The organism is Streptomyces sp. NBC_01717, from assembly GCF_036248255.1.
Classification (GTDB): Bacteria; Actinomycetota; Actinomycetes; order Streptomycetales; family Streptomycetaceae; genus Streptomyces.
In genome coordinates this window covers 785,923-799,261 of record NZ_CP109179.1, presented here as the reverse complement: position 1 = coordinate 799,261, position 13,339 = coordinate 785,923, and the positions used below count along the sequence as shown (strand labels likewise).

Sequence of the window (13,339 nt, the reverse complement as noted above, 5' to 3'; positions counted from 1 at the left end):
CGCACGGTGGTTGCGCACCCGCTTCGCGGGTGCGCACTCCGGTGCTTCGCACCGGAGTTGACTCCGTTTCACGGAGTCTGCGCCACGCTGCGCGTGGCGTGCCCGGCGAGGCCGGGCCAACTCCCTCCGCTTCGCTTCTGGAGTTGAGGGGGGCCGGCCCGCGTTGCGGGCTGGTAGGCCCCGCTGTGCGGGGCCGGGTTTGGTGGTGTGTCAGGTGCGGGCTGGTGGGGCTTTTTGTATGGGAGTTGGGGAACGCTCCGCGTTCCCTGGGGTGTGTCCGCTGCGCTCCCCCACCCTGGGTCCTTTCGGCTGCGCCTCCAGTCCTGAGGGCCCGCTGCCGCGGGCCTGGCTGGCCAGGAGGGGAGGGGGTTGCTCGTTTGTGGCAGGTTCGGCGTAGTGGGTGCATCACTATGATGCAGCATGTAGTGTTGGTGAAAATGCGAGACGTCCCTCAGGGGGTCGGTAGGGATATATTTGCAAGGTTGAGGGTCTCGATGGTGTGGGGGTCTACGGTGTAATGGACGCGGCTCACCCCGGCTGTTATCAATGCTATTTGGCAGCGTGGGCAGGGCTTTGCGAGTTGTGCGGCGCCAGCTGCATCCACGCGGGCAACATAGATGGTGGAGCCCGCCGTTCGCGCAGCGCGGCGGAGGACGGCTTCTTCGGCATGGAAGGTGGCGTGGAGGAAGGTGATTGCCGGATCGTTGCGGCGCCGGTTCGGGGATGCCGCAATTACCCGCGTGCCCGCTGTGAGGACCGCGCCGACTCTGTGCCGGCACTGGGAACGCAGCGCCTGCTTCAGCGCCAGGTTAATCATCGTCAACGTACCAGTGCTTTCGGGCCAGTTGAGGGGTGGACCCCTCCGTGTGGCTGGAGTCTAGTCGCTGGGTCTGAAGCTCTCACTGGAAGAAGAAGCCTTCTCGTCAACGTATGTCGGTACGGCACGCGATTACCTTCTCAGGAGAATGTAGAAAGTGTTCACGCTCCGGCTCAAAGAACACCAGGTAGACCAGAAGTCAGCCTTCCGTAAGTGGGTGGGATTCCCTGCAAGATCATCTGTGCCCCCTCAGGGGGCACGGGGCACGATCGTGTCCGCGACCGGATCGGGGAAGACCATCACCGCCGCCGCGTGCGCGCTGGAGTGCTTCCCTGGCGGGCGGATCCTCGTCACCGTCCCGACTCTGGACCTGCTCGCGCAGACCGCCCAGGCGTGGCGTCTGGTGGGTCACCGGGCCCCGATGGTCGCGGTGTGCTCGCTGGAGAACGATCCGGTGCTGAACGAGCTGGGCGTGCGCACCACTACCAACCCGATCCAACTGGCACTGTGGGCCGGGAGCGGGCCCGTCGTCGTGTTCGCCACCTACGCCTCCCTGGTGGACCGCGAGGACATCGACGCACCAGTGGGCCAGCGGAAGGTCCGCGGGCCGCTCGAGGCCGCTCTGGCAGGCGGGGAGCGGCTCTACGGACAGCAGATGGCCCCGTTCGACCTCGCGATCGTCGATGAGGCCCACGGCACCGCCGGTGATCTTGGTAGGCCGTGGGCGGCCATCCACGACAACCAGCGAATCCCCGCCGACTTCCGGCTCTACCTCACCGCCACCCCTCGCATCCTGGCCTCACCCCGGCCGCAGAAGGGCACGGACGGCCAGGAGTTGGAGCTCGCCTCGATGGGCCAGGACTCCGAGACCTACGGGCCATGGCTGGCCGAGCTCGGGCTCTCAGAAGCGATCGAGCGGGGCATCCTCGCGGGCTTCGAGATCGACGTCCTGGAGATCCGCGACCCCGAGCCCGCCCTCGGGGAATCGGACGAGGCGCAGCGAGGCCGACGCCTCGCTCTCCTGCAGACCGCGCTCCTCGAGCACGCGGCCGCGGACAACCTGCGCACCGTCATGACCTTCCACCAGAAAGTCGAGGAAGCCGCCGCGTTCGCGGAGAAGATGCCGGCGACGGCAGCCGAGCTGTACGTCACCGAGACGTCCAGCGACGACGCTGGCCGACGCCGCGGACCGGCTGCCGAAGTCCTCGATCGACGCTGAGTTCTACGAACTCGAGGCCGGCCGCCACGTACCCCCGGACCGCGTCTGGTCTGCCTGGCTCTGCGGCGACCACCTCGTCACCGAACGCCGCGAAATCCTGCACCAGTTCGCCAATGGAATCGACGCCGCCGGCCGACGCGTACACAGAGCATTCCTCGCCAGCTGCCGCGTACTCGGAGAAGGCGTCGACATCACCGGCGAACGTGGAGTGGAAGCCATCTGCTTCGCCGACACCCGCGGCTCGCAAGTGGAGATCGTCCAGAACATCGGCCGCGCGCTCCGGCTCAACCGCGACGGCACCACGAAGGTCGCCAGGATCATCGTGCCGGTGTTCCTGGAGCCCGGCGAGGACCCAACCGACATGGTCGCCTCCGCCAGCTACCGCCCCCTCGTAGCCGTCCTCCAAGGCCTCCGCTCGCACGATGAACGACTCGTCGAGCAACTCGCCAACCGGGCCCTCACCAGCGGGCAGCGCAAGGTGCACCTCCGGCGCGACGAGGACGGGCGGATCATCGGCGCCGGCGGCGAGGTAGGCAAGGACCAGGACCAGGACGACACCGACGCCGCAGCCAAGTCCGCCCTGCTCCACTTCTCCTCTCCCAGGGACGCGGCAACCATCGCGGCCCTCCTGCGCACCCGGGTCTACCGGCCCGAATCCCTGGTCTGGCTCGAGGGCTACCAAGCCCTGCTCCGCTGGCGCACCGAGAACCAGACCACCGGCCTCTACGCCGTTCCCTACGATGCCGAGACCGAGGTCGGCACGACGAAAACCTTTCCGCTCGGAAGGTGGGTCCACCAACAGCGGAAATCACTGCGGACCGGGGAGCTAGAGCCACGCCGCAAGACCCTGCTCGACACGCCGGAGGCCGGGATGGTCTGGGAACCGGGCGACGAGGCATGGGAGAACAAACTCGCCGCGCTGCGGTCCTACCGGCGCGCCACCGGGCACCTCGCACCCCGCCAGGACGCCGTGTGGGGCGAAGCCGACAACGAGCTCGTGCCCATCGGGCAGCTGATCGCCAACCTCCGCCGCAAGAACGGCCTCGGAAAAAACCCCGCACGCGCGCAAGAGCGAGCCGCGCAGCTGGAGGCGATCGACCCGGACTGGAACTGCCCCTGGCCGCTCGACTGGCAACGCCACTACAAGGTGCTCGCCGACCTCGTCGACACCGAGGCCGACGGCATCGTCCCGGCCATCGAGCCCGGCGTGCTGTTCGACGGGGACGACCTCGGGAAGTGGCTTCAGCGGCAGAAGCACCCGGGCACCTGGGCGCAACTGTCCACCGAGCAGCAGGAACGGCTGTCCGCACTGGGGGTGAGGCCGCTCGAGGCTCCGGCCCCCGCCCCGTCGGCCAAGCCTTCGGCGAAGGGCCCGAACAAGGCGCAGTTGGCATTCCAGCGCGGCCTTGCGGCCCTCGCACAATGGGTAGAACGCGAAGGCGCCGACCGGCCTATCCCCCGCGGCCACAGCGAACAGATCACCGTCGACGGCGAGACAGAACCCGTGACCGTACGGCTCGGCGTATGGATCTCCAACACCCGCGCGAGACGGGACCGGCTTGCCCAGGAGCAGCTGGACGCGCTGCGGGAACTGGGCGTGGAATGGGCGTAGAGCAGCACTCGGTCGGTGGCCCGCTGAACTCCGACGATAGTCCAAGCCGCTCATGGCGGCGCCGGACCGGATGTGCTGCGGGACCCGATGATGCCGTGAGGCCTCGAATGGCTGTCGCGCGGCCCAGGTCGTCTTCTTCGGCGGTAGGGCTTGATCAAAGGGTCACACCAGTGTTGTCATTCAGTACTCTCCGCGCACGATCCGTTCGTGCGCGTGACGTTCCAGCGTCGTTTGGGTGTTGGGGGATGCGTGAACAGCAGGTTAGTGAGCCGTCACCGGCTTGGGGGCGGGAGCACCTCACAGTCAGCATCTCGCCTACTCGTGATCATGGATGTGTTGGGAACTCCCGCAGATCGGGACGGTGCCGTGCCCGGTGCTGTCAAAGCGGTGCGCTCCCTCACTCGGCTGGTGAAGATCGATTTCTGGCTGCGCAATCCGGACTACCTGGCTCATGAGCTGTTGACCGAAGTGGAGGAAGGCCGTCAGCCTCCACAGGACACGCTGCTCTTGGTCGCAGGCATGATCGGCGGGACAGCGCCGTCACTGCATCGCTATCCGATGGCCAAGTACCTCTACGGGGCGTATGAGCGTCCCGACAACGCATTGGCCCTGCTGGCTTCCCGCAAGCACATCAAGATGCTGCGGGTCAATGAGAGCAGTGCCAACGCCCGCAAGGACTACTACCTCTTACTCAAGGGACAGGCCGCGGCGACCGCCCTGCGAGAGCAGGTTCCGCCGATGCAGTGGTACGTGCGTCAGGCTGAGGCCATCAGCTTGATACCGGAAGCCGTCAGCGGAGGGCTCATGCGCCGGCGCCAGTACGAGCATCCAGGGTATGAAGCTGCGGTCAATGGCCGCCTGATCCCTGAGATCACTGAGGAAGTGACCAAACGGACGGAGGACGTGGCGGGGCGGTTTGGCCTTGTCTGGCCGCCGGCATCACAGGACGTCGCAGATGGGGGGCCGCAGACATGACCGAACTGTGGGAGGGCGGTGTTGATGCCGAACCCATCGTGGGTGCGGATGGGTGGATTGCTGAGGTCGTTCGCCGCTCTCGGTGCGGTGAGGAGGAGGTTCGCCAGGTCCTGGCTGCCGAATCGGTCCGGCCTCCGACAGGCTGGAGCACCGGTCGGCACACTTTGGAGGTGCGCGGGGTGCACTTCGCGGGGATCAAGCAGCTGCGGGATGCAGCTCCTGCTCCATTCTCCTTCGCCACCGCGGTTGGCCCGGGGGTCAGCGGGTTCGGCACTCATGAGGTGAACGACGCGGGCAAGTCGAGCTTTTTGCACATCATCTTGTGGGCTATCCGCGGCCGGACCGATATCCAGGACGACGTCAAGAAGTGGCTCCGCGGTGTACTTGTGGAGCTCGCTGTCGATGGTGAGCGCATGGCATGCGTCTTTTCGATCCACAATCGACGCCCGCGCGGCACGGTGTGGTTGCTGGCTCCGGATGCCGAACTTCCGTGGGACGGTTTGAGGCAGGCCAGCGACGAGATCGTGCGCACGGCCTTCGAGGCGAGCGGGGATGCCACGGTAGCTACCCCGGAGCTCACTGAGGAGATCAACAGGATTCTGCGCCCGTACGTGCAGCATGAGCTTGCCTCCTTCTCCTCCGGAGGAGACATGGAGCGCGTCATGGACGGGATCATGACGTCCCGTCTGGGCTTTGAAAGCATCCCCAGCTGGGCGGCCCGGCGCGAGAGCGACCGGATCGACGAGTCCGACGGGACCATGGGCAGACAGGGGTGGCCCACCTGGAGCGGCGCCCTGCTGATCAGCGACCCCAGCATCAAGGTCGTGCTGGGCGAGGAGACATTCGCAGCGGCACGCCTGCTGCAGGTCTATCTCGGCAGTCCTTGGGCTCCCGTCGCCGCCACCGCCCACGCTCACGTCAAGCAGTTGGAGAACCGCATCTCGGTGCTGACTCGGCAGGCCGAACAGGCCAGCACCGCACACAGTGGAAGCCTCGACGACCTCCAGCAAGAGATCGAGCAGATCGACGCCTCTCTCGCAGCCTTGTCACCCGCACCCGACCCTGTCCAGCTTGGTCAGCTCGCAGGCGAACTGCAGCAGGCTTCGGCGGCATATGCACAGGCCAATGCGGTGTGGCTGGAGCGCAGCGAAGCCTACGGGAACACTTCGAAGCTGCTGGAGTCCGCCGAAGCCGATCAGGCGGCACTCACGGAGGCAGCCCACACCCGACGCTTCTGGCACGCGCTCAAGCCCACGTGCTGCCCTCGCTGCGAGACGGACGTCACCCCCGAGCGGTGGGCGGCGGAGAAATCCGGGAGCTGTTCTCTGTGCGCCAGTGATCTGGACCTGGACCTGGAAGCGGACCAGGAGCAGGAAGTGGCTGCGGCCTCGCCCCAGGATCTCCACCAGCTACTCACGGCCGGGGAATCCATCGACTTGGATTCGCTCGACGACCTCACCCAGACCCGCCTGGCCATCCTGCAGCTGGAGGAAGCACTTGCGCAGGAAGAAGGTGCGCTGGACGACGCCAAGCGGCAGCGTGAGCAAGCCGCAGCCGTGCTGGCGAAGGCCCGCTCGCAACTGGAGAGCATCGACACCTCGGTGACCGAACGCCGCATGGCCCTGCAGCTGCGCCGCGCCGAGCTCAGCGGACAGCTCAGCGAGCGCCGCGGCGCCAAAGTCACACTGTTCAGCCAGCAGATCGACGCCCTGCGCAGGCGGTTGAAGATCGTCACTACTGCTGAGGCAGTATCAGTGGATAGGCGCGGCGCCGACCAGAGCGAACTTCTGGCGAAGGTCAACGAGAAACTGACCACCATCGGACAGCACCTGGGGGTCGCGCAGCTGACTCGTGCGGAGCTCAACGGCGGATGCCGGATGGATGTCACCAAGGGCGGCACGACCGTACCGTTCAGCAAGGTCAACGTGGGAGAACGGCTGCGCCTGAAGATCGCTGTGGTGGCAGCGCTGCTGCGGGTCGGGAAGGAGGCCGGCGTCACCCGGCACCCCGGCCTGCTCATTTTGGACTCCGTCGGACGCGAGGAGACCAACCCAGCACACGTTGCCCGCATGCTCGAAGAGCTCATCCAACTCACCGGTGAGATCCCCGGCCTGCAGGTCATCGTCACCAGCGCCCACGGCGCCTACCTGACCGATGCCCTGGGCCCTGATCGGACCTACCTGGCAGAGCCGGGGCATACGCTCTGGTGACGGCCGCCGTCGAGGAATTCAGGGGGAGATGTGAGCCGCGTACTGGCGCGCTTGGAGTCCCTGCGCGAGGCCGAGGCTGACCTCACCCTGGACGCTTTGGGAGGTATGGAAGCGATTCTGGCTGACCAGGAAGACCTCCTGGCCTCACCCGAGATGCCGCTTCTGGTCAGCGTGCTGCTGCACGAGTGGCCGCAGCTGCCAGCACCGGAGCAAGCCGCAGCCTTAATCGTCGAGAGCATCCCGGTACAGGACGCCTTCGCACTTGAAGACATCGTTGACGATGCTCTCTCTTGTCCCGAGGCTCTTCCGCTGCTGGCCACCCCCATCAGCCGAGCCTTGCTGCGCCGGGCCGGTGGCGCCGACGCCGAGGCCGGAATCGCCTTGGAAGGGCTGACGCGCCTGGCTCTGGGCGGCTGGATCCGCTCGCTGCAGGTGCGCAGCCAGCTGGTCGAGCAAGCCACCGATCTGGCCGAAGGCATCGTGGGCTCCGATCCCGACCCCGTATTGATCCAGCGGGTCATCCGCGCCCTGGGTGCTGCCGCCGAGTGGTGGGATGACGCTGAAGTGCCCTCCGCGCTGGAAAGCCTGCTGTCGCTGGAAGCCTGCGAAGACGACATCACCTTCGAACTGGCCATGCTCCACATGCGAACTGGGTTGGCCAAGAACACCCTGGATGAGGCCGTTCCAGCGCTGCGGCAGGCCTTGGTGTGGCTGGACCGGTGCAGTCGCTACGAAGACCGCCTGGACGCCCGCATCTTCCACACCGCTCTGGACGCCCTGCTGTCTTTCACCGCCGGCAACGCCATCTCCGGCTCCACCCTCGAAGACCTGCACGCACTGGTGGTGGAGTACCGGCTGACCGGCCTCCGCGAGCGACCCACCTGGCGCCAGCCCCGAGCGGATGCCACCGCCGCCTGGGTGCAATTCACCGACCGACTGCACGCCCTGCACAGCCTCAACGAGGTGTGGTGGGACCCGCCGGCGCTCATCTCCTCCATTGCTCAGGCCTACAGCGCGCACCGAACCATCCGTCTGCTCGTGCCGCCCGACATCCCCCACGCCGCCGAGGAGCCGCCCGCGTCTGGTGACGCCACAGCACTTCCACACCTGCTGCAGCCCCGGCTCATGAGCTCACTGACGGCCAGGGGTGACAGTTCCGCTTTCCTCGATCGGTGGTTGTCCCTCCACGCCGACGACCCCAGCACCAGCCAGGAAGCCCGGGCCGCAGTTCGTGAACTGCGTGACTTGATGCGCACCGGAGGCGGCAGTGAAGACCCAAAAGGCCGTGAGATCGAGGTCAGCGCCGTCACCTCGGCTCTGGCGCTGACTGCACCGGTGCGAGACCGCCTGACCGCTCTGCTACACAACGAGCCGGAGCTCGCCGAGGACCTCAACAAGTCCGGTCGGGCCGTCCTTGCCGCGCGCGAGCCCGATCTCAGCGACTACGCCAACACAATCTTGCGCGAGCTGCAGGAGGACATCGACCGGATCACCGGCATCGGCGGAGAAGCTGCACTTCGCGTCGAGGAACTGCTGGTCTTCCTCCTGCGCTACACGCGCTGGTCCATCGAGGCCGAGTCCGGCGGCCCGCTGGGCGAACCCTTCCTGCGGCCTTTCACCAAGGGAGAGGAATCGCCAAAGGAGGTCGATATGGCCAAAGACCTCGCCAAACGCCTGTACACGTCGGTCAGCACCAGCCCACGGTGGGAAGTGAAGAACATCGGCTCCGGCCGCACCGACATCGTCCTGTTCTACGGCGCTTTCTACATCGTCATCGAATGCAAGCAGGAACCCAAGAACGCATCGATGGACTACCTGTGCACCCGTTACAGCGTTCAGCCCGCCGAGTACGGTGCCACTGATATCCCCGTGGGTTTTCTCGTTGTCCTCGACCTCACCCCCAAAACCCGCAAAGCGCTGCTCCACCAGTGCCTTCGCGTCACAGAGGTACCCCCAGCCGAACCCGGCGGCCGCCCCCACGCCGTGATCACCGTACGGATCCAGGGGAACACCAGATCCCCCTCGTACTCCTCAACTCCCGCTGCCTACCGCCAGCGCAGCCGTGTAGATCAGCCCTGATCTAGCGATCTGACATTCTGGTGCGCCATGTCCGTTCAACGAGCGCCGCTCAGGGCGGCCGTACCTCCGAACTAGGGAAGGCAGCCGTCGCAGCCGGAGCCCCGGGCACCATGACTGATCTCTCGGGGCTCCCATCCTGTGGGGCAAGGCGTTCTACACGAGCGTGCCCAGGGCCTGCTCAGCCATCTGAATGCCGACCTGGGCGGCCGCCGTCGCTCCCGCTCCCACCAGCATGTCCTTGACCTGGGTCGCAAACTGCCGCATCCGGCCCGGCTCCGGGGTCGGCGACGTCGCTTCGTCATGGAGCTCCTGGGCGACGCGCTCCAGTTCCACTCGGTCCGGGTCGGGCATGCCCAAGGTGTTGCTGATCTGGCCGACGTAACCGGCCAGATGGACGAACGCGCTCGGGTCGATGCCGGCGGTGTTGTTCTGGGTGACGTTCTGCTGCTCACCGATGATGACGCCCTGCGCGTTCGGCAGGAAGTTGTTGTAAGTGGTGCCGGGACGCTGGCGGTTGGTGTACTCCTGCACGCTTCCTCCTGCCAGGGCACAGCTGACGCCCTGAGGTGTGATGGCGACGGTGACGGGTTCGGTCTCGATGTACTTGATCAGCTGGTGCTCAGACAGGTAGCCGAGCGCTTCGTGCAGCTCGGATTCGGTGATCACGGCCCCGGCGAAGAACGACCAAGGTGTGTCAAGGAACAGCACCGGGTTGATGGGCTCGTGGTCGCCTGTGGTGTTGAACAGCCACCGGTGGAAGACATCCATGGTGTGCCGCAAGCGGGCAGCACGGTTCTTCTGCAGCTCCTTCAGCCGGTGCACTTCGACCAGGCCCTCATCGCTGAGGTGGATGGCGTAGAGGCCGGATGCGGCCCGCAAGGCCCTCACCAGGCCTCGCTGTTCCAACTGAAGAGCGAGGGGGGCCAGGTCCTCCTGAAATTCCTGCTCGATGTGTTCCAGGCTGGCGCCACGCCCGGTCCGGGTGTCCAGCAAGAGCAGCAACCGGTCCAGATAGCCGCTGCTCTCGGTCACCTCACCGCCGGAATGCGCGCTGACGGTGGCATCGAGCTGTGCAGACATACGAGCAGGGTTCCGTCGTTGGGCGCGTTCTAGGCTCTTCTTGGTCTCCTTGGCAACACTGTTCGCCCACTTGTCCAGCTCACGCTTATTGATCCCGCTGCGGGCCACATCGCCCTCCTGTCGCACGTGCTTGGGCGACAGGGTACGGGTGGGCACCGACAGTCCGGCCGTGAGTGAAAATGCGGCGACGGCGCGGGCATGGCTGGTGGGCCAGTCAAGAGGACCAAGAGCCTCGAAGGGCTAGTCCACGGGTCGCGGTGCGGGCCAGCCCTGTTGAGTCAGTTCCCTCGGGCGGGACGGGCGTCCAGCGTCGTGCGCAGGCGCTTGGCGATGGGCTGGTACCGCTGGACGAACCTGAGGTCCTTCAGCTGATCGGGCTCGGGCAGCTGCCGGTGCGGGGGTGGTCGCCGGTCGCGCGCACAACCAGGTCCAGGACGTCTCCAGGGCGAGCCGCAGTTCGGCGACCTCTTCGTCCTCCATATATGAGAGACGCGTAACGCGACTATGACGGCCACGGCGGCTTCGCTCACAACTGCTTCGAGGCCTACGCCCGGCGTATGCACCGTCTGCGACGAACCGCCCGAAGCACACTCGTGGGTGTTCGACTCCATCCACGGTGAGCGCCGCCCCCCGCAGGCTGATCCGAGCTCGACGAACGCTCCGGTCCCGACACCGGCCGGACGCCGCCCGGAGTGCGTGAGTCCCGAAGTCTGTGACTTCGGGACTCCCAGACGGTTTCCGGGCCGGGCACTACTTGAGCAGCAGGTGCAGGAGGCCCACCATGCCGACGCCGACCAGGAGGGCGACGCCGACGGCAGGGTGAAGCAGGGCGATGTATGTGGTGACCCCGCCGACCAAGAGCAGGAGCGCGGTACGCAAGTCGAGCCCGTTCCCGTTGTTCACCGACCAACCGCCTTACGGGCGGCGGCACGGCCGTACAGGGCTTCGATCTCGCCATGTGACGCCATGACCTTCGCGCGGGCACGCAGACGGGCCATGTGCCCCTCGACCATCCGGGACGTCATCCCGAGCTCGGCGCCGATCGCCTTCTGGGTCATCTTGGACTCCCAGATCAGGCCGCAGATCGCGCGCACCTCGGGGCCGGCGCCGTCCAGGATCCGCTGGACGGTGTCCTGGAGGACGAACGCGTCCTCGGGGGAACGGATGTATCGGGGACCCCACATGTCCTCGTAGGGTTCCGCGGCGATGGGATCTGCGGCCTCGAACAGGCGTCGGCGGTAGCCGTAGGCCCATTTCTTGAACACGTCGCGGAAGGCGTACAGGCAGGTCTTCACGAAGTAGGTGCGCATCGTCGCGCCCCCCTCCGGGTCCCACTTGCCGGCGGGGAGGAGTTCCTCGGTGAACCTCTGCACGGCGATCTCGACGGCCTGGTGGGCGATCTCGTCACGGATGTCCCCGCGCCGCTTGAGGATCTCAACCTCGAAGTAGCGGGCCCCGAGAGGGACACCGCGCTCCCCGCACTTCTCGATGACCGTCCCGTCCCGCATCCATGCGCGCAGGCACCGCCAGCCATAGACCCACAGGTCGTCGCGCAGGTACTTCATCTCCCAGTGGTCGGGGTCGAAATCGCGGAGCCGAAGGCGTTCGTACAGCGCGCAGTCCGCCGCGTGCTGCTCAAAGTTGCGCCGCTTCGGACCCTTCGACCGCTTACCAACCCCCTGGGGTGACTTGTCCGTTACTTCCGATGTCTGCTCGGGCATGTGGCACCAATCCATCTCGCACATGAAGTTCTACTGGCGGTGCCGTATGGAAAGAACAGCAATTCATCCCACGCACTTTTTGATAATTCCGCGACGAAATCTCGTTTCCGCTGGTCAGCGACGCTCAGGGGTGACGCAAGCGGGTCGACGCGCCACGGCGGCCCGGCGAGTCGCTGGGCCGCCGTGGGAGGGGAAGGCCGGTGGGACAGAGCCCGTGAGTCCCGATGTCACAGACTCCAGGACTCACGGCTCCGAGTGAGCTGGTTCTACTTTTGGGCCCGGACATGAGGCGCTCGGGTCACGCTGCCGGATCGCCGGCCGCCGGGGAGCGGGGTGGGGCTCCAGCCACTCACGCGGGCAGGCGAGGCAAGGGACAGGTCTTTGGGGCTGGGATGCCGGCGACGTCCGTCGTGACCCGCGCCGCCGGCTTGTCGCTGATGCGCACCCAAGGGCTCGTAGCCTGCGTCGGCCAGCGCTGTGTGGAGAATGCAGAAACTGGCAGGCAGAGGCAGACGACGTGGGAGAACTGACGCGACGGACTACAGGTGCCGGCCCTGCCTGTTGGCCGCTTCGAGAGGCGGACATGGGACAGATTGAGCAGGGTTTGGAGCGCGCGTTGCGCACTCGGCCCGTACCCTCAAGCACCGAGGCCCGCCTGCGTTTCCTGCTGGCAGCGCATCGGGGCTCCACCCGGAGGGTGGCCGCCGTGCTGGGGGTGTCGCAGCGCACCGTGCAGCGGTGGGTGACGAAGAAGCCCGGAGCACGTCGTCCCCCGGGGCCGACGCAGGTGCGGGCGATCGAGGAAGCGGTCCTGGCTCGGTGGCAGCCCCGGGTACGGGCCCGTCGGCGTGCCCAGGCAGAGGCGGAGGGGTTCGTCTTCCATACCCGTGCGCGATTCGGATTCGCGGCTCCTGCAGGCTCCTCGGACGATCCGCGGGTTTGGCGTGTAGATCGCCACGTCGGGGTCATCGAGCAGGATGTTCGTGTCGACCGCTACACGCACCGCCCAGGCGTCATCTGGCAGGAGCTCGCCCAGCTTCCGGAGCGTGGCCACGGCCGTCTTGACCTTGTCGATGGCCTTGTCGATGCTGGCCGGCACGGTGGTGTCCCGGGGGCGTACGAGCCAGCGCTGCAACAGGGCAACGGTCCCGTCGAGGCGCTTGGTGACCTCCGGTGTCGGGTGCGGGAACAGCAGCCGGAACAACGGTTCCCATTCCCGTACACGCCCCAGCAGTTCCATCCTTCGCGCCTCGAGTTCGGGGCCGCTGGGTACCCAGCCCCACTTCGCGGCACCAAGGTGCACGATGCCGCTGGACCGGCGGTTCGGATCAACGTTCCTGATCTGCGAGTCCGCGAGGACCTTCAGGAAATCCGCTTCGATCAGGTCCAGGTCCGACCGGAGGCGTTCCAGGTACGTCGGCGGGGCTTGTGTGGCGGCCATCTGCCGATGATGCCGCACGCCTCTGACAGCCCGGCAACACTCAGCGCAGCCCCGGGCCCCGGCCGACGCACTGCAACACGGTGGTGCAACAACGGTCCCAGAAGCCTGATCCGGGGCTCCGCAGCAGGTCAGGGGTGAAACGCCCGGCGGTGTTTCACTGGCTGCGTTTCAGTGCCAAGAGCTGG

General features: G+C 66.6%; 8 protein-coding genes and 1 pseudogene. 5 read left to right on the top strand and 4 right to left on the bottom strand.

Going from position 1 to position 13,339, the window contains the following annotated elements; translation table 11 throughout:
* Positions 1-451 precede the first annotated feature (451 nt).
* Positions 452-817 carry a deaminase gene (locus tag OHB49_RS45280; protein ID WP_329166860.1) on the bottom strand — a complete coding sequence of 122 codons (366 nt, stop codon included), beginning with the start codon at positions 815-817 and terminating at the stop codon, positions 452-454.
* 157 nt (positions 818-974) lie between these two features.
* On the opposite strand from OHB49_RS45280, the pseudogene OHB49_RS45275 reads away from it, so the two are divergent.
* The 4 genes and pseudogenes from OHB49_RS45275 to OHB49_RS45260 all read left to right on the top strand — a co-directional run bounded on the left by OHB49_RS45275 (position 975) and on the right by OHB49_RS45260 (position 8,912).
* A pseudogene (locus tag OHB49_RS45275) lies at positions 975-3,648 on the top strand (Helicase associated domain protein).
* A gap of 408 nt (positions 3,649-4,056) precedes the next feature.
* Positions 4,057-4,623 (top strand): hypothetical protein, encoded by a 567-nt coding sequence (locus OHB49_RS45270; RefSeq protein WP_329166863.1) that lies wholly within the window; start codon positions 4,057-4,059, stop codon positions 4,621-4,623.
* 413 nt (positions 4,624-5,036) lie between these two features.
* A complete protein-coding gene (locus OHB49_RS45265; RefSeq protein WP_329166864.1) occupies positions 5,037-6,833 on the top strand; it encodes a hypothetical protein in 1,797 nt (598 codons plus the stop codon).
* 30 nt (positions 6,834-6,863) lie between these two features.
* Positions 6,864-8,912 carry a hypothetical protein gene (locus OHB49_RS45260; RefSeq protein ID WP_329166866.1) on the top strand — a complete coding sequence of 683 codons (2,049 nt, stop codon included), beginning with the start codon at positions 6,864-6,866 and terminating at the stop codon, positions 8,910-8,912.
* Between the two features lie 153 nt (positions 8,913-9,065).
* Here the strand turns inward: OHB49_RS45260 and OHB49_RS45255 are convergent, their stop codons facing one another.
* The 3 genes from OHB49_RS45255 to OHB49_RS45245 all read right to left on the bottom strand — a co-directional run bounded on the left by OHB49_RS45255 (position 9,066) and on the right by OHB49_RS45245 (position 11,713).
* Positions 9,066-10,148: a hypothetical protein gene (locus OHB49_RS45255; RefSeq protein WP_329166867.1), complete on the bottom strand. Its 1,083-nt coding sequence runs from the start codon at positions 10,146-10,148 to the stop codon at positions 9,066-9,068.
* Positions 10,149-10,742: 594 nt separating this feature from the next.
* Complete coding sequence (locus tag OHB49_RS45250) at positions 10,743-10,895, bottom strand: hypothetical protein (protein WP_329166869.1); 153 nt, start codon at positions 10,893-10,895, stop codon at positions 10,743-10,745.
* Entirely contained in the window at positions 10,892-11,713 is an 822-nt protein-coding gene (locus tag OHB49_RS45245) for a hypothetical protein (protein WP_329166870.1), read from the bottom strand. The genes OHB49_RS45250 and OHB49_RS45245 overlap by 4 nt, the downstream gene beginning before the upstream one ends.
* Positions 11,714-12,296: 583 nt before the next feature.
* Here OHB49_RS45245 and tpg point away from each other — a divergent pair.
* Complete coding sequence (gene tpg, locus OHB49_RS46135; RefSeq protein WP_443079708.1) at positions 12,297-13,292, top strand: telomere-protecting terminal protein Tpg; 996 nt, start codon at positions 12,297-12,299, stop codon at positions 13,290-13,292.
* The last annotated feature ends 47 nt before the right edge of the window (positions 13,293-13,339 follow it).

What these genes read in the sequence shown, in the direction of transcription:
- OHB49_RS45245 (WP_329166870.1), bottom strand. Translation starts at nt 11,713, where the DNA reads ATGCCCGAGCAGACATCGGAAGTAACGGACAAGTCACCCCAGGGGGTT.
- OHB49_RS45265 (WP_329166864.1), top strand. Translation starts at nt 5,037, where the DNA reads ATGGCATGCGTCTTTTCGATCCACAATCGACGCCCGCGCGGCACGGTG.
- tpg (WP_443079708.1), top strand. Translation starts at nt 12,297, where the DNA reads ATGGGACAGATTGAGCAGGGTTTGGAGCGCGCGTTGCGCACTCGGCCC.
- OHB49_RS45280 (WP_329166860.1), bottom strand. Translation starts at nt 817, where the DNA reads ATGATTAACCTGGCGCTGAAGCAGGCGCTGCGTTCCCAGTGCCGGCAC.